Raw genomic sequence first — 23997 nt, forward strand, 5'->3', positions numbered from 1 at the left:
TTCTTAAAATTTAGTATTGGAAAAATTGTTGATAATATAATCTAGCGCATGATAAATAGCCAGCCTGTTTTTACTCTATTGTTCGCTTCACCAGTTTCAAAAACGTAATAATAAGTTCCTGTTGGTAAAACATTTCCATTAAAAGTACCATTCACATTTGAAATTCCTTTCCAATTGTTATTATAACCTTTGGTTTCATAAACTAGATTTCCATATCTATTATAAATCTCTAATTTATTGTTAGGATAATATTCAGCACATTTAATGTTAAAGTAATCATTTGAACCGTCTTCATTTGGAGTAAATTCATTAAAAACAACTAAACATAAAGGTTCTGTTGTAACACCTGCTACATCACCATCATCTGGATCATCTTCATCAGAACCAATAATTTCTGCGATATTAGAATAATCGCCTTCCATAAGTACTGTAACTGTAATTAGTAAAGTAGCACTTTGATTCGCAGCAAGAACTGGAATATTCCAAATTCCTGTTATTGGGTTATAAGTACCAGCAGAAGCGTTGGAACTCACATAAGCGTATCCACTTTGTAGTGGTTCACTTACTACAATGTTATGATATGTTCCCATACCAGTATTTGTAACAGTAACTGTGAAAACGATATTATCATCAACGAATGGAGTCATGTTATCAACAGTTTTTGTTATTGAAAGGTTTGAACACATTCCAATAGTAACATTTAAGTTTGCTGTACTAACCGTGTTACAAGCACTTGCATTGTTGTAAGAAACACTCACTGTATTAGCACCTGCTGTTGACCATTGAACAGTTACAGAATTATCATTAGCTCCACCTCCACTTATTATTACAGCACCAGTTCCTAAAGTCCAAACGTAACCAGTCATACCAGCTTCTGTTGTATAAGTAATATTAGTTAAAATACAGTTATTAGATGCTCCTGCTGTTAAAGTAGCTGGAAGATTCTGTAAGAAGTCAACTGTTATAGCTAATCTTGTAGCACTTGAGCAACCTGAACCTGCATCTGTAAGAACGGCATAATAAGTAGCTCCGTCCACTAAAAGTGTTGTTGAAGGCAAAATATTTCCGTTAACAGGAGCATCATACCAAATAACTCCCGTTTCATTAACTTGTAACGAAGCAATTGTTGGATTTGTTGTTGCACAAAAATCTTGAGTTGTGTCAGTAGTTGTTACTAATGGAACTGTGATTATGTTTGGAGTTACAGCTGTTGTTGTTGCACTTGAACAACCTGAAGCTGCATCTGTAATTCCTGCGAAATAAGTTACGCCACTAACCAAAGGTGTAGTTGAAGGTAAAACATTTCCGTTAACTGCTGCATCATACCAAATTACGTCTGTTGTTGGACTAACTACTAATGAAGCAATTGTTGGGTTACTTGAAGCACAAAAATCTGGTGTAGCATCAGTAGTTGTTACTAATGGAACTGTGATTATGTTTGGAGTTACTTGAAGTCTTGAAGGACTTGTACATCCTAATAAAGGCTCAGTAATTCCTGCAAAGTAAGATACGCCATTTACTAACGGAGTTGAAGATGGTAAAACGTTTCCGTTAACCGCTGCATCATACCAAATTACTCCTGTAGATGGACTAACAACTAAATCACCAATTGTTGGATTAGCAGTTGCACAGAAATCTGGTGTTGCATCTAGAGTTGTTGGTGTTGGTACAATTATTATTGTAGGTATTACTTCAAGTCTTGTTGCACTTGAACAACCTGAAGCTGCGTCAGTAATTCCTGCAAAGTAGGATACACCATCAACTAATGGAGTTGTTGATGGTAATATATTTCCATCAACTGCTGCATCGTACCAAATTACTCCTGAAGATGGACTAACCACTAATGAAGCAATAGTTGGATTGGCTGTTGCACAAAAATCTGGTGCCGCATCAAGAGTTGTTACTAATGGAACTGTAATTATTGTTGGTGTTACAGCTGTAGTTGTTGCACTTGAACAACCTGATGACGCATCTGTAATTCCTGCAAAATAAGTTACTCCACTTACTAATGGTGTTGTAGAAGGTAAAACGTTTCCACCTACTGCTGCATCATACCAAACAACTCCTACATTTGGATTCATTACTATTGAAGCAAGAGTTGGATTTAAAGTCGCACAGAAATCAGGTGTGGCATCTGCAATTGTTGGTGCTAAAACTTCAATTACTTGAACGGTAACACTTTTTAAATTTCCTGGTAAATTTTGACAACTTGTGTCGCTACTCATAGAAACATAATACGTATAAGGACTGTTTAAAGTAGTTAAACCTGCGATTGTTAATTCGCCGTTTGGAGCAATCGTATATGTGATTCCACTAAAAGTTCCATTTGTAATTGGCTGTGTTAAATCATTTGTGAAATACCAATTGAATATAGGATTAGCCAATACACTAGATGGTGTTAATGTTGCTACACCTCCAAGACAAACTTGATCATCTGCAGCAGTAATATCACCAGCAACTGAAAAAGGCAATATGGTGAATGTTATAGATGTTCTATTTGGCAATAATGTTTGACAAAAATCATCTGAACTCACACCCACATAATATGTATAAGTTCCAGGTAACAATCCTGTTAATTGTAACACGTTTGTACTTTGTCCTGGAATTAAAATTTGATTCGTTCCATCAAAACTATACCAGTAGAAAACCGGATTAGTCATAACAGGAATTGTATTTAATTGAGCAGTTAAGGTAACATTACCTGTTGTACTACAAAAAGTTGTATCATCATCTAGATTTACTACTATATCACTAATAGAACCTGATGGAGAAGCTGGAGTTACAATTATTGTAATTGGCGTTCTTGACAAAACTTCGCAACCGCTTCTTACTGGTTGAATGTAATAGATGTAAGTTCCAGGTGCTAATGATGCAGGTAAAGTATAACTTACACCTGTATTCACAAGATTTCCACCAACAGCTGCATCATACCAATTGTATGTTGTACAAGCATCTGCTGCAGTAAGTGTTACAGTTGCTTGTTGACATACTTCAATAGTATCATCTAAACCATCAACAATATCAATAGCTGCTTCACGTTTTACATAATGAACTTGAATATGATCTAAAACGTTTAAAACACCTCCAAATCTAATTCTTACTCTATCAAAAGCAGGAGATGTTGTATTTGAAGTAAAAATCACTCCATCATTTCCTCCATTAAGTAATTCTAATGTTGCAGTTGAACCATCACCTACAAGCGGACTTCCAACTGGAGTGTTCCCCATGAAACGTTGAACAGTAAAACCTGCTAAAGCGCTTACTCCTAATGTTGTTCCTGGTTTTTGAATTAGAATTTTTAAAATATCTGTTGGTTGAGAAGCTGTTCTGAATTTCACTGTTAATTCTGTTGCAGATAAAGCTCCTACTCCATTGTACATTGCTGCAAAACTTGTATCACTATTATCAACAGCATTCCATGGATTTGTTACATTAGTTGTAGCTGAAAGCGCACCAATACCTAAATCGTACACACCATGAAAAACATCTTCTACATCACCAGGTAAACACACGAATGGTGTAACAACTTTGTTGTAATATGCTTCGTAAACTTTTACATTCTGAGCAACACTTACAACAGAGCCAACAATAATTCGGACACCATCATAAATTTGAGGTCCAGAACCATTACTTGGTACAAAAGTGTATTCAAAAGAATTATCACCAGGTAACAAATCAACTAAACTTCCTGAAAGTGGTTGAATAGTTCCAATATCTACTGGAACTCCCATTCCATTTCTTTTCGTTCCAACTACAGAAATGGCTCCAATTAAAGTAATTCCACTGTATTGTGTTCCTAATTTAATCGATACTGGTGTTCCTGCAGGAATGGCTGTATTCCATTCTAATGTTTGCCAAGTAGTTCCTACTCCTAAAGCACCAAGCCCAGTTGTAATCGTTGAAAAAGTTTGTGGATTATGATCAATAGCATCTGAAGCATTAAAAACACCTCCAGTAACAATTGAATTCCAAGATTGCGTATCTGCATAAACACGACTTGTGTTTTCAAAACAAACTGTTGGATCTGTAACAGTAATGATAACAATCTCACTAACACTACATGCTCCATTTGTAGAAACAGCAGTATAAGTATAAACTCCAGGAGTCATAAATGGTCCAACTGTAGTTGAAGCTAAAACATTTCCGTTTGAATCGTACCAAACTATTGGAGCCGTTGATGCGCCCATTAAAGTTACACTTGCTCCAACGTTAATAGAATAACTATTTGGATCAACATCTAATAATGGCGATGGAGTTACTGTAACTGCAACTGAAGCAGTAACAGAAGTACAATCAACTGTATTTTGTGCTTGAATATAATACGTTCCGTTAGTTGAAATATTAGCAGCATTAGCAGAAGAAAGAACTGTCATACTACTATCATAGAAAGTATATGTTGTGTCTCCTGACGTATCAAAACCAACAATAGCATCAGCTAAATTTACACTATCACATCCTGTCAAAGTTGGATTTACAACTAAAGCAGTTGCTGCTGGAAAAACAACAGTAACTGGTAATAAATTACCTGCGGCATTTTCACAAATTCCACCAACTTCAATCGCAACATAATATGTCTTTGGTGTATTAGTTGCATTTAAACCTGTTATAGTTAATTCTCCGGTAATGGCATCTTTTGTATAAGTAATTCCAGGATGACCAGAAAATCCAGTTGTAATTTCTTGAGTTTTTGTTTGATCAGTATAATAATTAAAAGTACTATTTGCCACACTTGATGATGGAGCAATAACTGCAGTACCCAAACAAGAAGAAGTAATAGTTGCATTACTAACTGAAATATCAGCAGCAACTGGAACCGAAATTACTGTGACTGTAACTGGAGTTCTTGACGATAAACCAGGACAACCAACTTTTCTTGAGGCTACATAATAAGTTGTTGTAGTATTTATAACTGGTGTTGTATATCCTGCGTTATAAGCAGTAACCGCCAAAGGCGTTGTACTTGTGTTTGAACTGAACCAAACCAATTCATTTTCTGAAGCAGTATCAGCAAATAAAGTTACAGATTGACTTCCACAAACTGTAAGATTTTGAGAAGCTAAAGCTATTGTTGGCGCAGCAGGACTTCTATAAATATCATAAAAACGTAATCCTTTAGTTAGATTTAATTGAACTAAAGAGGATAAAGTAAGTCGGACTCTATCAAAAGATTGTCCAGGAGATATTGGAATAGTAGCTTTTTGTCCATTACTTAAAAGAGTTAATAAATCTAAATCCAGCAAAGAAGTACTAATATTATACGTATGTACAACAGCTGTTCCGTTTAAAGCTTCAATTTTTAATCCATCAGCTAAACCTAAATTTAATAAAGAAGGATTATCTAATTGTATGGTGATATGAAATTGATCTGTAGGATTTGAAGCAGAACTAAAATAAACCGTTTGACTAATCGTACCAGCTAAAGTAACTGCACCTAAACCGATATGAGAATAACTATCTGGGTCGGTATCTATTGCAAAATGAGGATTTTGAACACCAGCATTTCCAAGACCGATTAAATCTAGAGTTCCGCCAGTACCATCAAAAGAAGTAGCAAAAGCTAAATCACAACTATTAACACCTTCAGTATAAAAAGCATTATAGACTTTCATACTATTAAAAGTACCTATTAATAGTGCATCAGTATTGTCAGTGATTTCAATTCGATTATAAGCTTGAGTGGGCGTAATTGCAAAATAGAAATTACCAGCAACATCTCTAATTAATTTTCCAGCATCTGTAGAAAAATTATTCTGGCTAGAAAACATATTAACTGTGGTCGTATTATTTTTTGCAGCTACAGTAAAGTAATGATTTCCAAGAACAACGGTTCCTAGTAAATCAGCTAATTCTCCTCCTAAACCACCACCTACTAAAGCATTTAAAACATCTTGATCAAAATCAATTTTCACATAAGATGTTTTTCCCGCAGGAAGTGTTGTTGGAAATTCTAGCTCAACTTTTCCGCTATAATCACCAATACCTAAAGCAATTCCTCCATAGGAATTCAGTGTGGCGTATGTGTCATCAAAAACGGCTGCATTGCCAGGATTTGTGGCATGATCTGAAGAAACTAAAACATTTGCGTTAATAAAATTAACTTGAGCATACATTTCTGTTTGTATAAAGAATACAAATAAGATTGGAAAACAGAAAAAACGGGTAATACTCTTCTTAAAAGTAATGATACTTTTCATAAGCAATAATTTAGATGTTGAACCTAGTATATAAACTGTAAGAAATTAAAATTCTCACAAGAAAATAAGTAATACAAACCCATTGACGGATTTAAAGCTAATTTTTGATGTAACAAACTATAACTTTGGGGAGTTAAAGTATGTTGAAGTGTAGGACTTTTATCAATACTTAGAATATGCTATTTCATTATAAAAGATAATTGTTATTTTTTTTTAGATAAACAATATATTTTGTGATGATTCTTTAATTCTATTATTAAAATTTAAATTTAAAAAACAATTGTTAATTTTTTGTTAAAAAAATAACACCTTTTGTGTTGAATTAGTTTATGACGAAACTAAATTTAAATTAGAAACAAAAAAAGCTATTGTCTTTTGATTTTACTGAAATATGAAAGGCTTGTATTGTAAGTGATGCACTGCTGTTTGTGGAAATACAGCAATTTTAACATTTGTTAAACTTTTTTACAGATTGAATTGTTTAGATTGCAAATACGTTGATAATCTGATATTTCTATTTTTAAATTATACTAAAAAAATACTTTTTTTTTAATTGTTTGAGGAATTAAACTTAATTAAAAAAAGGGTTAAAATTTTGTGTTTAATACTAAAAAAAAACCAGTTACCAAAAAAAAACGTACTTTTGTAGACTGGGATTTTAGGTTTTGAAATTATTTGAATTTTTATTAATTAAAATTAATTGATCTTTTCGGGGGATAATCAAATGAACATTAAACTTAGTGTGATATTCACAAATCAACAGATATTGACTTTAAGTATTCTTATTTGTCGTAAATATAGTACACATTTTTAAATTATGCAAGAAAATAATCCGCAAATTGCGAAAAATATTATAAATAGGTTGAAAAAGAGCTTAAAAGTCGAAACAGATACTCGCCTTTCTGAGATTTTAAATATAAAACCGAACACAATATCTAGCTGGAAAAAACGAAATACACTTGATTATTCAAAAATAATTGATAAATGTGTGGAGTTAAATATAGATTTAAATCTAATATTTAGCGAAAATCTTACAAACTTCGAACAAGAAACCTTCACTCCTATTGTTTCAAAAGATCTAATCTATCAATACACGAGTGGTAAGTTAATGGATTCACTAGAAGTTTTGCCAACTATGAAATTTCCATATCTGAAAAACAAGGAATCAATTGCTTTTCAAATTGACAAATCACTAATAGACGCTAGGTTCAATAAAGACTGCTTCGCAATTTGCGAAAAGACATCACTTAATAACATAATAGACAATGACATAGTTATTGTTATAAGTAATAAGCTAGGATTTTTTGTAACAAAAATTAAACCTTCCTTAGGCGATACTGAAAAATTTATTATATCTATTGATAATGGTTTACCTTTTAATAAAAAGATTTCAATTGCAACAAAAGATATTGATGAACTATGGAAAGTAACTGGAATACTTTCATTTGTGTAATATATTAATGCAGCCCCAAATATTAGAAAGAGTAATACTTCCCCAAGTATTGCTCTTATTTTTTGTTAAAGATTATTCTAAAATTTCAATTCGAATAGCTCTTAAGAAATCTTCATGAGGTTGCAATAAATTGATACCTTCTTTTTCTTCTAAATTTCCATTATGATTTTTGTTATCCGCTAAGCCACACCATGGCTCAATACATAAAAATGGAGCGTTTTTTTTCGTCCAAATTCCTAAATAAGGAAAATTATCAAAGTTGACTTTTAAAATCGCTTTGTTGTTGTTATTAAGAATTACTTCATTTGAATTTAGTTTTTTAAATACAATAGTATTTACATCAAATAAATTATAACTCAGAGGAATTGTATTATTGTCCGATTCAATTATTGAAGTCTTTCCATTAAAACTTTCATTTTCTAAATGATATGTTTCAAAAACGTCATCTTTGTTAAATTGCAGACTATACGTTTCAAAATTTTCAGATATGTTAAAAGCTGGGTGTGCTCCTATTGAAAATGGTAACACTTCATCAGTTAAATTTCTAACAAAATATTCAATCACCAATTCGTTACCCATTAAAGTATAAGCTAAAAACAGCTTAAAATCGAATGGATAATTAACTTTAGACTTTTCCGTTTCGTTTAATTCAAAAATGACTTGAGCATCACTTCTTTGTTCAAAAGAAAATTCCATGTCTCGGGCAAAACCATGTCGTGGTAAATTATAATTTACACCATTATATATATAACTGTCGTTTTGTAACTTTCCTACAATTGGAAATAACACTGGTGAAGTCTTATTCCAATAGGTTTCATCAACTTGCCAAATGTAGTTTTTGTTGTTTTTGACTAAAGAAACTAATTCGGCACCTACAGTATTTATAGTTGCCGAAAGCTGTGAATTTGAAATTGTAATAATCATATTATTCTTCAGAAACTCCTTTCCAGGATCTAATTACTTTTGACATAAAAAACATTCCTATTATAACTAATATAATATTTAAGCCAAACATCGTAGTTACATTATCATTTAAGAAATTATAATGTGGATCCAAATTATAGTTATAATTCAATCTAGCGCTAATACTATTTTGATAACACTCCATGTAAGTTAAATATATGGTTGGAATTAAACCTCCAAACAACCAAATAATTAAATTTAACAAAACCATTGTTTTACTTTTGGTTTTCTTGGCTAATACGACGCTAAAAAACAGGCCTACAACCACTAAAAAACTCATAATTAATAATATTGGATAAGTCAGAAACTCTCTAGAAACTCCAGAAATAATTCCGATTACAATATTAAATACTCCATAACTTACTAATGCGATTAACCAACTTCTACCAGAAGTTACTCGGAAAGAAAAAATTAGCATTGAGAATCCAAAAACACAATATAGCAACACTAAAATGGGTTCAATTTCGAAAAAAGGAGATGTATAAGCGCCTGAAATTTGGCGGTAATTATCTTTAAGAACATTGTGCTCAATATAATATGCAGAATAGGTTTTATCGTGTGCAGCATAGTCATAACCATGTTTAGTGTATGGTTCATAATACGCATAAGATTCATCTTTAGTAAAAGGTGATTTTGGATTTATTAATTCGTATTTCTTAAATTCAGGATAGTTATACGTAATACTAAACCATTTGTCTTCCGTTAAGTTAGTTGGAAGTTTATGTTCTTTTAAAATGCTAAAATAATTTCTCATCAACTTTTTTACTTCAATAGTATTATTTGTCGCTAAAAATTTCCTGATTTTTAATCCTCTAACCGAATCTTGTTCACGTGTAAAAAAACTAAACTCGGCTACATTTCTATTGATTAAAGCAGTTGGCGAATACTTTTTACCTAAAATATTTACATGATCTAAATAGATTCTTTCAACAGCTTTATATTCCCCATTAACATTTGTATCATTTAACACAGAACGAACGGAATCAATTTCCGCTTCATCAAAGCTTCCATCAATAAAAAAATCGGCACTAGAAAGAATATCACATCTTTCCTTGGCTATTTCTTCACTTAAATAATTTCTTTTATGTAATTGTTTTCCAAATTCAAAAGGGAAGTAAAACATACTTAATAATAGAACGATAACCACAATTTGAATCCATTCGAAAAACAAAGCATATTTACTTTTAGTGTAAAATCTTTTGAATGAATTATTTTTAAAATAACTTACCAACCAAAGAATAAGTATGATTAAAGAAATTAATGTAGAAAAACTAAAAAAAGTAAAGTCTAAACCTGAATGGTAATATTTAGTAAAATCGAGAGTTCCATCGGCATAACCAATAAAAAAATAAATTAAGTTCAAAAGTACTCCAATAATTAGCATTGGAATAAATTTGGTGTTCCATAATAATGGATATTTTAGCAAAAGTTGCTTTTGTATATTTTTAAACATGCTATATTATTTTACGAAAAATCTTCGGGTTGAGTTAGTAATATTTCTTAGGTAATTGATTTCTATTTGTTCGTTTATAAGTGTTTTCATAAACAAAGAAATAGTAACTTCAATTGGGAAAGTGGCTATTAAAGTTCCGCCATTTTGTTCTAATGAAATTAAATCAATTTTAGCTAATTTTTCATTTAAAACACTAATGGTTTCGGTCGTTTCAAACTCAACAATAAAATGTTTTTCTTCTGTTTTGTCTTCTTTCAAATTACGTTGTACACCTTGTTTTAAAAACACCACTTGGTTCGATGTTTTTTCTACTTCATATAATTGCTGAGAACTCAAAACAATCGCAATTGGTCGGAATGGTGAATTGGCAATATTTCTGAAATCATCTAAAACCGTTTGTTGTGCCAAAATATCTAAATTAGCCAAAGGTTCGTCAATTAATAAGATTTTTGGTTTACGAAGTAACATTCGGGCTAATTCGAAACGCATTTTATATCCAGAAGACAATCCGTTCCAGTTATAACTTCTGAATTTTCTTAAGCCTAATCGCGTAATTACTAAATCGACAACCAAATTATTTTCTTCAGGTTTGTAACCGTAACAACTCGCTGTAAACTCTAAATTTTCGTACATACTTCCGCGCCAAGTATCTGTTCTTTGTGGAATATAGACTAATTTCGTACGTAAATCATATAAATCAGAATAGTCAAATTTGTAATTTATACTTCCAGAAGTTGGATGTAATTCTCCACAAATACTTCTCAATAAAGTGGTTTTACCATTTCCGTTTTCACCAACTAAACCAATAATTTCACCAGATTTTATATCTAAATGAATTGGACCTAACGCAAAATTTGAATTGTAGACTTTTTTAAGCTTATCAATAGAAATAATGGTATTGTGAGGTTTAATTTCTTTGACTTTTAATGCAAGATGTAAATTGTTTAATAAACTATTCAATTTCTCTTTCACTTCGGTTGAAGCTTCATTGGTGTCGTACCAATTTAAAAAATCATTAGTTTGTTTGTAATGTTGAATATCTTCGGTATCTAAAGTAAAATCGATAATACGTTTAATTACTTGTGGATAATTTTCAAACTGAAGTAATTCTTGTACTTCAGCAAATTGTTTTTCAAATATGGTCATACTATAGTGTAAATTCTTTTTTTAATAATCCGTAATGTACTGAATCTAAAAACTCATCATTCCAGAAGAAGTCTTCTAAAAAATGCGCTTCTTTTCTGAATCCATTTTTCTCTAAAACTCGAGCTGAGGCGATATTATTAGGATCGATAATCGCATTAACAGAATGTAGATTTAAAGTGTTGAATCCGAAATTTAAAACTGTTTTAACAGCTTCCGTTACATAACCTTTGTTATGATGTTGCGGTAAAATCATATAACCTAATTCGGAACGAAAATTTTCATGTTGGGTTCTAAAAAAACCAATTATTCCAATTAAAGAATCACTGCCTTTTTCTGTAACTACCCAATTTATAGCATCACTTTCTTCTTTTTTACTCAGAATCGTATTAATATGTGCCAAAGCTTCTTCAGCATTGGTTACTAACGGACGCGGAATAAATTTCATGGTTTCGGCATTTCCACGAAGTTCCATCACTTCTGGAATATCATTTTTATTTATTTCTCTGAACGATAATCGCTCTGATTGTAAATTTGGAAACGGAAGTATATTTATGTTAATCATGATTTATTTATAGAATTTAACTTATAAAAGTTTGAAATATTGTTAATGAACTTGGTTTTTAAAATTGTTAATCGCTTTGTCTTGGCTTCTACTGAAAAACAACACCATACAAATGGCGCCAATTGTAGCTAATAACATATCGGATTGTGTGTCCCAAACGTAACCTTGCGTACCTAAAAAAGCATCACCACCATCGCCAGTACAAATAGAAACCCACCACTCTATCCATTCATAAGCGGCGCTAATTGCCAAACAAATAGAAACGATTATAAAGTTGAAAAAGCTTTGATTTGCAATCACATTTTTTCTGATGAATAATTCGCGAACAATCATTGCTGGTACAAAACCTTGTGCAAAATGTCCGACTTTATCATAATTGTTTCTGGTTTGATCGAAAGTTTCTTTTATCCAATCGAATAACGGAACTTCCGCATACGTATAATGTCCGCCCAAAAACAAAATAAAACAATGCAACAAAATGAAAAAATAAGTATAATTGGTAAACTGGAATTTTTTAAAGGTGAAAACCAATATCAAAAGGCCAACAATAGCTGGAACAACTTCTAAAAACCATGTGAAATATTCTTTCGGTTGAATGGCAGAAATGGCTAATCCGACAAGGAATAAAACGAGGTATATTTTTAATATTTTCATAATTGGCACACGGATTTAATGGATGTTACGCAACGCAGATTAAACTGATTTCAATTTATTTAAATGCTAATGATTTTTTTCTGTGTTTTCGTCTGTTTCGGTTTTTTTGATTTTCAACAATTCCTCCACTTCTTTTTCACGTCGGATGTCGTCTAAAACCCAATTTAATTCTGGGTCGATTTTGTTTTTTCTGTCTTCAATAGTTGGAATTATTTCTTTATCTGGAAAAATTCCTCTTCCTACAACATCGGTTTTACCAAATGGACTAACAACTGCTAAACCAATTTTTAAATTCACTTTACTGTTTGGTAATTGTACTAAAGGCATATTTGCAGCCACCGTTCCATTATAAGCACCACCTGTTTCTTCACCAACAAAAAAGGCACGTTTGGATGATTTTAAATTCGATGAGATAATACTTGAAGCAGAAAAACTTCCGCCGTTGATTAACACATACACTTTCCCTTTGAAATTATTAGGTTTTGGATTTTTTGGTTTAGAAAATCGTGTTCCAAATACAAACTTGTCCTCTTCTTTTCGTACTTTAAAAAAGTTGATTGTATAGAAAAATGGAGCGCCTAAGATTTTAAAAAATTTCACAATTGGTCCGCCACCTTTAAAATAATCAACATGCAATTTACTGGTACGAGAAACCACTTCATAATTGTCAATAAAAACAAAAGGTTCGTTGACTAAATAGCCATATAAATCGCCAATTTCAAACAATCTTCCACCAGGATTATTACGCAAATCGATGATTAAGTTTTTGGCTTTTGCATCAGCTAATTTATCAAACGATTCTTTATAAAATTCAATAGCATCACCGTTATTAAATTGCTTAATTGTCATTATTGCAGTAGAACTGTCGTTTTCAATAAACTTTAATTCTCTGGTAACCGTTTTTGTGTCTTTGTTATAACCGTATTTACTATTGAACTTGTTTTTTTCTTTTACTTCTTTTTTAGATAATTTGATTTTACTTTCTTTAGAATTGTTTCCGAAAGTATCTCGTTTTATTATAAATAATGAATCTTTATCTTCAAATTTTAGTAGTAATTGTATACTATCATGAACTTTTCCTTTATCAAGATTATAAAACATTCCAAAACTCTTTCCTAGATATCGATTATAAAAAGTAGTATTATATCCATCAGAAGAGATTCTAGCAGCGTACATCTTAATTAATTTGCTAGGCGATTCATTATTAATTGAAACTATCTCGGTCATCTCTTTAATATCATGACGAGAACGATTTTTTGTAATAATTAATTTATCATCTAAAAATTCAAAATCAAGTTGTACAAAAGGTGATTTTCCTTTTTTCTTCAAAAGATTTTGCTCTTTTTTAGATAGCTTTTTTAAACTTGGATAAATTCCTAAATGTCCTTGACCAATAGTTTTAACAACTTGACTCAATTCTTTGTAAAAAGCTAAACCTGTCATGGGTTTTTGAATCGATTTTTTTAAGCTATCGAACTTATAATCAAGCTTCTCTTTAGAAATATACCAGTATAATTTTGGGTGTAATTGTTTTAATTTTTTATACGAATAATCTACATCACTTTGCAATTTAGAAACAGCAATAGGTTGTGATAAACCTTCATTAAACTGTTTAATAGATTGGCAAGATAGAAATAACGAAACGCTTGTGAATAATAGTAGCTTCTTCATGTAGTAATGTATAGTTTCTTTGAGTTAAACAAATCTAACTAAAAAAAACATCATATCCATACCGAATTATCATGACACACACTACAAATAGAAATATTTTCCGAATAAACGTATTTCCTCTTAAAATGGCCATTCTAGAACCAACTATACTCCCAATTACGTTTGAAACTGCCATAATGATTGCTATTTCTAGAATATAATTGCCTTGAGAAATAAACACATATAGTGCCGATACATTTGTGACACAATTGATTACTTTAGCATAAGCGGAAGCTTCTAAGAATTCGAATCCCAATAAGGCAACAAAACCTAATACTAAAAAACTTCCTGTTCCTGGACCTAAAAAACCATCGTAGAAACCTATAATCACACCTAATAGCAATCCAAATACATATTTTTTATTTGCTGATAATTTTTTAGTTTGAATGGAACCGAAATCTTTCTTTTTAAAAGTATAAACTGCAATGGCAATTAACATAAAAAAGATAAATGGTTTAAGAATATTGACATCAATATTACTGACTAATTTCGCACCAATAAATGAAAACACAAAGGAACTAATGGCAGTAATAGTCAATAATTTCCAGTTAAATTTTACACGTTTTGCATATTGAACTGCTGCGATTGAAGTTCCGGAAAGTCCAGCAATTTTGTTTGTTCCAAAAGCAGTTGGTATCGTAGAATTTGGAAATAAAATCATAAAAGCTGGAAACTGAATTAATCCACCGCCACCAACAACGGCGTCAATAAAACCAGCAAAAAGTGAAGCAATTCCTAAAATGATTAGAATTGAAGTATCGTGTTGGGCAAAAAGTTCTAGTAAATTCATTTAAAATATGCGATAACCAAATTTAACACCACAATAAATATTAGGTCGAAAAAATTTCCCTGTTCTATTAATTTCATTTTCAATTTGAGTAGCGCCATGATATTCATCATTCAAAATGTCATATCTTTCTTCTTCTGTTAAATCTGATTGAGAACTTGTAAATCTTATCCCTAATCCAACATAAAAGTCATAAAAAAAATGTTTATTAAAATCTTTACGTTGAAAATATTTTAAAGAAACAGCGTGTACTTTTCTTGATACTCTATAATCTTTATTAATAGTAACATTATTTATTTTTATACTGTCATTAGTGTCATGACTGAAATCTTTATATAAATAATCGACTCCAACATATTCAGTAACTCCATTATCATTAGTATACACTTTAAATTTAACAATTGGATTTAAAATATACCCTTTTATATTAGGCTTTATAGACCAACTATTTGCAATATACTTACCTGCTTCTAAGTTAATAATAAAATTGTTTAATGGTTTCTCAATTCCAATTCTTATTGAAGAACCATCCCAAGGATCAATTAAATGAGTTGATGAGACTGTAATTGAAAATTTTTCTTTTTGTGATTTCTCCTGATTTTCTTGTCCGAAAACAAAAACTGTACTCAATAGGAATAAAATAAATACTTTGTTTATCATTTGGTATTATTTCTTCTTCAATATTAATGCACCAATTAAAGCCATAACTATTCCTAGTGGGAAAATTTCAGCATATGTCAGACCAATAATAGCAAGTGGTGATTTATAAGCTTTTTCCATCCAAGCTAATTCTGTTTTTTTAGCGGCTAATTCTTCTGCAGATGCTCTTTTTAGCGTCATTTCGCCAAATTTCTCCATAAAATCTGGGTAAAAATTATAATACATAACCAACCATGTTACGACATATATAGTTGAAATTAAAAAAGCGATTAATAAGCCTGTTTTAAAAGCCTGTCCAAAACTTATAATTCCATTATTTAATTTTCTATGTTGATATATCCCTAAAACTGAAAACAAAAATGCCAAAGACATACTAATAAATCCCGCCACCATACTTGGTTCAAAATCTGGATTTTTCATCATATAATCGATACCAAAAACTAGAACGGCAGATACAATTAATCCACCAAAAATTGAATTCTTTAAAATAATATTTTTCATAGTTCAAAATTTTATAGTTGAATCCCAAATATACCAAATATATTTTAAGTATTTTTTAGTAAGAAAAACAAACTTTATAATTTGAAAACATTAATTTAACACGTCAAATATTATTTCTCAATTTGCGCATTTTTTACTTGTTTAATTTAAAAATGAATTCTATATTTACAAAACATAAGGATTTTTGTGATAAAAAAAGGTCATTTTGCGAATTTTGTTATGTATTATTATTTTTTCAGTTATTTTCCAAAAATAACACATATTGGCTTTTTAGCTTCTTTATATAATACCCCAAATAAATTTAAAAGCAGAAATTAGTATAAAAAAATCACAAATAAATAGAATACAGCATTAATTTTAACAAGTGTTTAATTATAAAATTTATTGTATTGAATAAAATTATTATTTTCGTTTGCCTTATTACTTTTTCCACTTTTGGACAAGTTGGCATAAACACTGAAAATCCAAATAGCGATTCTTATTTGGAATTATCATCTACAGACAAAGGCTTATTAATTCCAAGACTTGATTTAGTAGCATTAAACAATCCATCACCACTTTCATCTCATGTAGCTGGAATGATTGTTTATAATACGGTCTCAAGAGGAACTACAGAAAACATTGTTTATCCAGGGTTGTATATTAATAGTGGTGTAAGTTGGGAACGTTTAGAACCTAACACTACTCAAATTGGAGAAGTAAAACACAGCTTTGCAACTGCAGATCATAATGGTTGGTATTTATTAAATGGTCGTGCAAAAGCTTCATTATCTGTAACAGCACAATCTGCAGCAACAACAATTGGATATGGCGCAACTATCCCTGACGCCACAAATAGATTTTTAAAAACAATTAATACAGCGGAACCAATTGCTACACAAGGCGGCTCAAATACCTTTACAATTAGTCAAGCGCAACTTCCAAATGTAAACTTCTTAGGCTCAACCACAAGTGATGGCGGTCATACACATCAAATAGATAGTTTTCAAGGTAATCAAAATGTAGGATTGCTTTCTACAAGTGCTCTTACAGTATCAACAATACATAAAGTTGCAGAAAATGACAATATTGCAACCACAAATAGAACCACAAGTACAACTACAGCACATACACATACTGTTACAGTAAACTCAGGTGGAACAGGCGCTCCTGTAACACGAGTACCTGCTTATTTATCAACGAATGTTTTTGTTTATTTAGGCCTTTAAAACAAAAAAATATGAGAAAACTATACTATACTTTAGTCTTACTATTTCCTTATTACTTATTCTCACAAGTTGGATTTGGAACTACCACTTTAAATGATGATTCTGCCATAGAAATTGGTACAAATACTTCAACCAAAGGCTTATTACTTACACGAATAAATTTAGTTGATTGTGCTACAGCATCTCCATTAACCGCTCATGAACAAGGAATGATTGTGTATAATTTAGCAACCAACGGAAGTGGTGCATTAAGTGTAACTCCTGGATTTTACTACAATAATGGAAACATGTGGATAAGACTAGACACTAACCCAACTAAAATTGGTGATATAAAATATAGTTATGCCATTAGTGATCACAGTGGATGGTATTTATTAAACGGAAGAGCCATTGCATCATTACCTACAAATGTGCAAAATGTTGCCAATGGATTAGGTATGACATCAAACATACCCGATGCTACAAATAGAATACTAAAAGCTAAAGGTGCGGAAGCTTTATACAGCACTGGCGGTTCAAACACAATTGTATTAAGTCAGACCCAATTACCAAATGTAAATTTTACTGGAACTACTAGTTCAGATGGTGACCACTCACATAATTTTGATGACAGATATCATTCAACAGATGAGGATTTAAATTTAGTAACTTCCTTATTAGGAATTTTGGCTGGTATTGGTTTAAATATTTTAAATACAAACGTTGGAGATAAAGATGAAGTTACAAATACTGATACTAGTTCAATTGAAGGCGCACACACGCATACAGCTACAGTAAATTCAGGCGGATCTGGAAATTCATTACCAGAAATTAGTAATTATAAATTGAATGCTTTTGTATATTTAGGAAGATAAAAAAATAACTTATGAAAAAAATTACTATCCTATTATTGTTTATTATCACATCTCAAGATTTATTTTCACAAAATGTTGGAATAAATACCACTACTCCTAATAGTAATGCATTATTAGATGTTCCTTCATCAGACAAAGGTGCTTTAATGTCTCGAACTGCACTTTCAGCAACTAATTTAAGCGCACCACTGTCTGCTCATGTTGAAGGAATGCTAGTTTATAACACCACTAATAATTTAAGTAATGTTCCCGTTTCAGTTCAACCTTCTTTATACTATAATGATGGAGCAAAATGGGTTTTAATGGGACCAACTGGAAGAAAAATTGGTGATATCAAGCAAATGGCAGCAAATAAAGCAGATCATGAAGGTTGGGTTTTACTTGACGGCAGATTAATTTCATCACTTACTTCTATTCAACAAATCAATGCTGTTGGTTTAGGATTTAGTACCAATATTCCAAATGTTACTGATACTTATATTAAAGCTACAAATGGTGCTGGAACTGGAAACATCCATTCTGGAAATACATTTACACTTACACAAGGGCAATTACCAAATGTGAATTTTACAGGAACAACTTCTACAAATGGCGCACACTCACATACCTATAGTGACACAAATACACCAACTGAAACGCTTGGTTTAGCAACCAATGTTTTAGCTCTTTTACCATTATTAAACATTGTTGTCGCGAAACCCGATAATTTAGCTGCTTTTTCAGGAAATTCGGTAAATGAAGGCTCACATACACATTCCTTATCAATTCCTTCAGGAGGAAGTGATGCTACAATTAGTCAAAAACCGCAATATTTAAGTGTAAATATATATATTTTCTTAGGTCAATAAGATGTCAACCTATTTTTAACCCATTTTTCATTTCATGATTTGGTGATAAAAGTGATACTACATTTTCATCTCCAACCGTTCCCAAAATCAAGCATTCACTCATGAAATTAGCAATTTGCTTTGGTGGAAAATTAACAACAGCCACAACTTGCTTTCCTATTAAATCATCGGGTTGGTAAAGTTTAGTGATTTGTGCAGATGTTTTTTTAATTCCGATTTCTCCAAAATCAATAGTGACTTTATAAGCAGGAATTTTAGCTTCTTGGAAGACTTCAGCGTGAATAATTGTTCCAACACGGATATCTATTTTAGTAAAATCGGAAAATGTAATTTGATTCATTTTTATTATTTTTTCAAATTAAAAAAAACAATTATAAAGAAATAATAATTGCTTTATTTAATTCCTGATTTGTAGGCTCCTCAAACCAACCTTCCATAAAATTAAAATCATCAAGAGAAACATCAAATTCGTATGTAATTCCTCTTTCTGAATTTCGTTTTAAAATTCTTTGCCATCTTTCTTCTTTCGAAATATTTAGATAATGAAATTGAAATTCAATATTATTTTCTAAGGCAAACTTTCTAAATTTTTCTCGATGTGAAAACTTTGATAAACCTAAATCTAAAATAGAATCTGTACTAGCATTTTCTAATTGAAGAATTAAACTTTTTATCATTTCTTCAGCTCTATCAATACGTTCCAAAAACCAATCCAAGCCATCAGTTTCCTTTTTGTCTGATAAAAACAAAGTTTTATTCCAAGTGTCAATTGAAAAAATCACCCCTTTATTTTGAGCTTTCAATTGGTTACAATAAGTGGTTTTTCCGGAACCGGTATTTCCGACTATTAAATGAATCATTTTGATAAAATTTATTCAAAACTACAAAAAAACCTTTTAAACTATGCGTTCCAAAACACCTTTTCGTTTTACAATATTTTTATAATCCCATTGAATTACTTTTGATTTTTCTATCCAACGAATTACATCTTCTCTATTTACTTGAGACACATCTGTATATCTTTTAGAAGCATCTTTAAATTTTCCAGTTCCTAATTTAAGTTCCTCTTCCTCAAAACTCGCACCACTCCAAAACATCAATCGCACACAATCTTTTAATTTATCATAACCCACAATCGGATTTCCATCTAAAAACCAAACGGGATGTGCGTGCCAAACCTTATTTTCAGCTTCTGGGAAATTTTCCATAATAATCTCACATAAAAGACCACAAATTAGATAACTTTCTCCTACTTGAGAATTATTATATTTTTGAATATCTGGATGCATAATGAAAATTTTTAGTTTAAGTAAATATAAAAAAAGTCTAGCAATCTTTCGACTACTAGACTTTGAAATTCTGTATTAAATTTATTTACTCTTGATTTCTAAAAACCAATTGATTATCGAAACTATCTAAAACAACTACCGAATCAGTTTTAATATTTCCTGCCAAAATCTCTTTAGACAGTTTGTTTAAAACTTCACGCTGAATGACTCTTTTTACTGGTCGCGCTCCAAATTCAGGCTCGTAACCTTTTACCGCTAAATAATCAATCGCTTCATCTGTCGCCGACATAGAAATGTGTTGCTGCTCTAACATTTTAAACACCGATTTCAATTGTAAACCAACAATTTGTTTAATATTCGCACTTGTTAATGGTGTAAACATTACAATATCGTCAATTCTATTGATAAATTCTGGTCGGACTGTTTGTTTCAATAAACCTAAAACCTCAACTTTTGCTAATTCCATTGCGGTTTCCACACTTCCTTTCAAGTTTTCAAATTTCTCTTGAATAATATGACTTCCCATATTCGATGTCATAATGATAATCGTATTTTTGAAATCCGCTAATCTTCCTTTATTATCCGTTAATCTTCCTTCATCTAAAACTTGTAATAAAATATTAAACGTATCAGGATGTGCTTTTTCAATCTCATCTAACAAAATTACTGAGTAAGGTCTTCTTCTCACCGCTTCCGTTAATTGTCCGCCTTCATCATAACCCACATATCCTGGAGGAGCACCAACTAACCTACTCACACTATGACGTTCTTGGTATTCACTCATATCAATTCGAGTCATCGCATTTTCATCGTCGAATAAATAGTCGGCTAAAGCTTTGGCTAATTCCGTTTTTCCGACTCCAGTTGTACCTAAGAATAAAAACGTTCCTAAAGGTTTTTTCATATCTTGTAAACCAGCACGACTTCTTCTTACGGCATCCGAAATGGCTTCAATTGCTTCCTCTTGTCCAACAACTCTTTTATGTAATTCGTCTTCTAAATTCAGTAGTTTTTCACGTTCACTTTGTAGCATTTTGGTAACTGGAATTCCGGTCCATTTTGCCACAACCTCAGCAATATCTTCTTGTGTAACTTCTTCTTTAATTAACGATTTCTCCGTTTGATTTTCAAGCAATTCAATTTGTAATTCATCTACTTTTTTTTGTGCTTCGATGATTTTACCATATCTAATTTCCGCTACTTTTCCGTATTCCGCTTCACGTTCTGCACGTTCTGCTTCTAGTTTGAAATCTTCAATTTGTTGTTTGTAATTCTGAATTGCATCTACAATATCTTTCTCCGATTTCCATTTTGCGTAAATTTCATTACGTTGCTCTTTCTGTTCAGACAATTCAATATTTAAAGTCTTTAATTTCGATTCGTCATTCTCTCTTTTAATAGCTTCAATCTCAATTTCTAATTGCATGATTTTTCTATCCAAAACATCTAATTCTTCTGGTTTTGAATTGATTTCCATACGTAATTTAGAAGCCGCTTCGTCCATTAAATCGATAGCTTTATCTGGTAAAAAACGATTCGTAATATAACGTTGTGACAATTCAACCGCTGCAATAATAGCATCATCTTTGATTCGAACTTTATGATGCGCTTCATATTTTTCTTTGATTCCTCGAAGAATGGAAATGGCACTTTCTGTATCTGGTTCATCGACCATAATTTTCTGAAAACGACGTTCCAATGCTTTATCTTTTTCGAAATATTTTTGATATTCATCTAGAGTTGTCGCACCAATCGCACGTAATTCGCCTCGAGCTAAAGCAGGTTTTAAAATATTTGCCGCATCCATTGCTCCTTCTCCACCACCAGCGCCAACCAGCGTGTGAATTTCATCAATGAAAAGAATGATATCACCTTCAGCAGCAGTCACTTCTTTTACAACCGCTTTTAGCCTTTCTTCGAATTCACCTTTGTATTTTGCACCGGCAATTAATGCACCCATATCTAAAGAATAAACAATTTTATCTTTCAGATTTTCTGGTACATCGCCATCTACAATTCTGTGCGCTAAACCTTCAGCAATAGCGGTTTTACCAACTCCTGGTTCACCCACTAGCATCGGATTATTTTTAGTTCTTCTCGTTAAGATCTGTAACACACGACGAATTTCTTCATCACGACCAATAACTGGATCTAACTTTCCATTTTGCGCTAAATCGTTTAGATTTTTTCCGTATTTATTTAAAGCGTTATACGTTTCTTCCGCTGACGATGACGTTACTCTTTCGCCTTTACGAAGTTCTGTAATAGCTGCTACCAAATCTTTTTCCGCTACACCTTGATCTTTTAAAATCTGTGCGACTTTACTTTTCGATTTAAAAATTCCTAAGATGATATGTTCGATGGAAACAAAATCATCGTTCATTTTTTTAGCGATAATTGAAGCTTCATTTAAGGCAGAATTAGCCTCACGAGACAACATAACTTCTCCGCCAGAAACTTTTGGAAAACTCTGAATGGTGCTATCTAGTATTTTTTGGAACAAGTCGATATTCACATTTACTTTTTTCAAAATAAATGGCGTAACCGTTGTGTCCACTTCTAAAATAGCTTTAAAAATGTGTTCGTTTTCAAGCTGTTGTTGCCCAAAACTTTGTGCAATTTGCTGTGCTTGTTGCAAAGCTTCTTGCGATTTAATGGTTAAATTATTTAAGTTCATATATTTTGTGATTAAACTAATAGTATATTTGCCTAGAATTTGGTCAATTTATATTCCAAACCGAATTAAACGACAAAATGTCTGATTTTTAAGAATTTACACCTTAAAATTACGACAAAAAGTCTTAAAAAATGACAAAATATGAGTTTATTTAAAAATATCTTTGGAGATAACAAATCTGAAGAAAGTCAAAATGAAAATGTGGAAGCTAAATTTCTTACATTAAATGCTATGGAACAATTTGATAAAATTGACGAAATTTCTCATACCAAACCAGTCGTTCTTTTCAAACACAGCACACGTTGTTTTATTAGTCGATCTGCTTTAAAACAATTTGATACTGAATATAATTTTTCAGAAGATAAAATGGATTGGTATTTATTGGATTTATTAAATTATAGAGATTTATCTAACGAAATTGCTCACAGATATAATGTAACTCATCAATCGCCTCAAATTGTGGTTATCAGAAATGGAAAAGCGGTTTTTAATGAATCTCATGATAGTATTTCTGTAGATGATTTGAAACAGTTTGTGTAGAGATTTGGGATTTACGATTTGAGATTTACGAAATTGGATTGTGAGTTTTGATTTACAATTTACAATTTGGGATTTACGAAATTGGATTGCGAAGATTTAATTTTAGAATATTTAAAAACCTTTCAGAAATGGGAGGTTTTTTTGTTTCCGATGCGTTTTTAGAACTTTCCGATGCGTATTATGAAGTTTCCGATACGAATTATGAACTTTCCGATATGCATTATGAAGTTTCCGATGCGTATTATGACTTTGCCGGAGCGTTTTCTGAAGTTGTCGGGACGTTTTCTGACTTTGTCGGAACGTTTTTAGACTTTGTCGGAACGTATTTTGTATTAGTCGCGAATTTCACGGATTTAAGGAATTAGTTTAGAGTGGCTCAAAGTCGGAAGACTTTGCGCAGCGGGGGCATTTCTGTGGATGATTTGAAGCAGTTTACGTAAAACAATTTCACATCAAATAAAAAAGCACTTCCGAGAAATTGAAAGTGCTTTTTGTTTT

20 protein-coding genes are annotated in these 23997 nt (G+C 31.5%); 6 read left to right on the plus strand and 14 right to left on the minus strand.

What is annotated here, in order from left to right; genetic code table 11:
• Positions 1–41 precede the first annotated feature (41 nt).
• Entirely contained in the window at positions 42–6194 is a 6153-nt protein-coding gene (locus BMX42_RS01535; protein WP_091307402.1) for an Ig-like domain-containing protein, read from the minus strand.
• A gap of 817 nt (positions 6195–7011) precedes the next feature.
• Here BMX42_RS01535 and BMX42_RS01540 point away from each other — a divergent pair.
• Positions 7012–7647 carry a helix-turn-helix domain-containing protein gene (locus BMX42_RS01540; protein WP_091307406.1) on the plus strand — a complete coding sequence of 212 codons (636 nt, stop codon included), beginning with the start codon at positions 7012–7014 and terminating at the stop codon, positions 7645–7647.
• Positions 7648–7719: 72 nt separating this feature from the next.
• Here the strand turns inward: BMX42_RS01540 and BMX42_RS01545 are convergent, their stop codons facing one another.
• From BMX42_RS01545 to BMX42_RS01585, 9 genes are all read right to left on the minus strand, one after another.
• Positions 7720–8571, minus strand: coding sequence for an aldose 1-epimerase family protein (locus BMX42_RS01545; protein ID WP_091307410.1), 852 nt, complete (start codon positions 8569–8571; stop codon positions 7720–7722).
• A 1-nt stretch (position 8572) separates the two neighbouring features.
• On the minus strand, positions 8573–10063 hold the full coding sequence (locus BMX42_RS01550; protein ID WP_091307412.1) for a hypothetical protein: 1491 nt from the start codon (positions 10061–10063) through the stop codon (positions 8573–8575).
• Positions 10064–10069: 6 nt separating this feature from the next.
• Positions 10070–11209, minus strand: coding sequence for an ABC transporter ATP-binding protein (locus BMX42_RS01555; RefSeq protein WP_091307415.1), 1140 nt, complete (start codon positions 11207–11209; stop codon positions 10070–10072).
• Position 11210: 1 nt separating this feature from the next.
• Positions 11211–11771: a GNAT family N-acetyltransferase gene (locus BMX42_RS01560; protein ID WP_091307418.1), complete on the minus strand. Its 561-nt coding sequence runs from the start codon at positions 11769–11771 to the stop codon at positions 11211–11213.
• A 42-nt stretch (positions 11772–11813) separates the two neighbouring features.
• The gene (locus BMX42_RS01565; protein ID WP_091307421.1) at positions 11814–12425 is read right to left on the minus strand and encodes a DUF2238 domain-containing protein; all 612 of its coding nucleotides are present in this window, start codon (positions 12423–12425) and stop codon (positions 11814–11816) included.
• A gap of 66 nt (positions 12426–12491) precedes the next feature.
• Entirely contained in the window at positions 12492–14096 is a 1605-nt protein-coding gene (locus tag BMX42_RS01570; RefSeq protein ID WP_091307425.1) for a S41 family peptidase, read from the minus strand.
• Between the two features lie 34 nt (positions 14097–14130).
• A complete protein-coding gene (locus BMX42_RS01575) occupies positions 14131–14925 on the minus strand; it encodes a sulfite exporter TauE/SafE family protein (RefSeq protein ID WP_091307428.1) in 795 nt (264 codons plus the stop codon).
• Entirely contained in the window at positions 14926–15582 is a 657-nt protein-coding gene (locus tag BMX42_RS01580) for a hypothetical protein (protein WP_091307431.1), read from the minus strand.
• Positions 15583–15588: 6 nt separating this feature from the next.
• Positions 15589–16083, minus strand: coding sequence for a DUF4199 domain-containing protein (locus tag BMX42_RS01585; protein ID WP_091307435.1), 495 nt, complete (start codon positions 16081–16083; stop codon positions 15589–15591).
• A 389-nt stretch (positions 16084–16472) separates the two neighbouring features.
• Between BMX42_RS01585 and BMX42_RS01590 the strand changes: the two genes are divergently transcribed.
• The 3 genes from BMX42_RS01590 to BMX42_RS01600 are packed head-to-tail and all read left to right on the plus strand — an operon-like array spanning position 16473 to position 18993.
• Entirely contained in the window at positions 16473–17291 is an 819-nt protein-coding gene (locus tag BMX42_RS01590; RefSeq protein ID WP_091307438.1) for a hypothetical protein, read from the plus strand.
• Between the two features lie 11 nt (positions 17292–17302).
• The gene (locus BMX42_RS01595) at positions 17303–18145 is read left to right on the plus strand and encodes a hypothetical protein (RefSeq protein ID WP_091307442.1); all 843 of its coding nucleotides are present in this window, start codon (positions 17303–17305) and stop codon (positions 18143–18145) included.
• 11 nt (positions 18146–18156) lie between these two features.
• Entirely contained in the window at positions 18157–18993 is an 837-nt protein-coding gene (locus BMX42_RS01600; RefSeq protein WP_091307446.1) for a hypothetical protein, read from the plus strand.
• A gap of 4 nt (positions 18994–18997) precedes the next feature.
• Here BMX42_RS01600 and BMX42_RS01605 read toward each other — a convergent pair whose 3' ends face one another.
• From BMX42_RS01605 to clpB, 4 genes are all read right to left on the minus strand, one after another.
• Positions 18998–19333, minus strand: a complete 336-nt coding sequence (locus tag BMX42_RS01605; RefSeq protein ID WP_091307449.1) for a tRNA-binding protein — start codon at positions 19331–19333, stop codon at positions 18998–19000.
• Positions 19334–19364: 31 nt separating this feature from the next.
• A complete protein-coding gene (locus BMX42_RS01610; RefSeq protein WP_091307453.1) occupies positions 19365–19853 on the minus strand; it encodes a P-loop nucleotide/nucleoside kinase family protein in 489 nt (162 codons plus the stop codon).
• Positions 19854–19889: 36 nt separating this feature from the next.
• Complete coding sequence (locus tag BMX42_RS01615) at positions 19890–20282, minus strand: DUF1801 domain-containing protein (protein WP_091307457.1); 393 nt, start codon at positions 20280–20282, stop codon at positions 19890–19892.
• Positions 20283–20367: 85 nt separating this feature from the next.
• A complete protein-coding gene (clpB, locus tag BMX42_RS01620) occupies positions 20368–22959 on the minus strand; it encodes an ATP-dependent chaperone ClpB (RefSeq protein WP_091307462.1) in 2592 nt (863 codons plus the stop codon).
• A 141-nt stretch (positions 22960–23100) separates the two neighbouring features.
• On the opposite strand from clpB, the gene ytxJ reads away from it, so the two are divergent.
• Both ytxJ and BMX42_RS01630 read left to right on the plus strand, forming a co-directional pair.
• Positions 23101–23499 carry a bacillithiol system redox-active protein YtxJ gene (gene ytxJ, locus BMX42_RS01625; RefSeq protein WP_091307464.1) on the plus strand — a complete coding sequence of 133 codons (399 nt, stop codon included), beginning with the start codon at positions 23101–23103 and terminating at the stop codon, positions 23497–23499.
• 128 nt (positions 23500–23627) lie between these two features.
• Complete coding sequence (locus BMX42_RS01630; protein ID WP_143055587.1) at positions 23628–23864, plus strand: hypothetical protein; 237 nt, start codon at positions 23628–23630, stop codon at positions 23862–23864.
• Positions 23865–23997: the final 133 nt, after the last annotated feature.

Origin of the sequence: Flavobacterium terrigena (assembly GCF_900108955.1) — a bacterium.
Classification (GTDB): domain Bacteria; phylum Bacteroidota; class Bacteroidia; order Flavobacteriales; family Flavobacteriaceae; genus Flavobacterium; species Flavobacterium terrigena.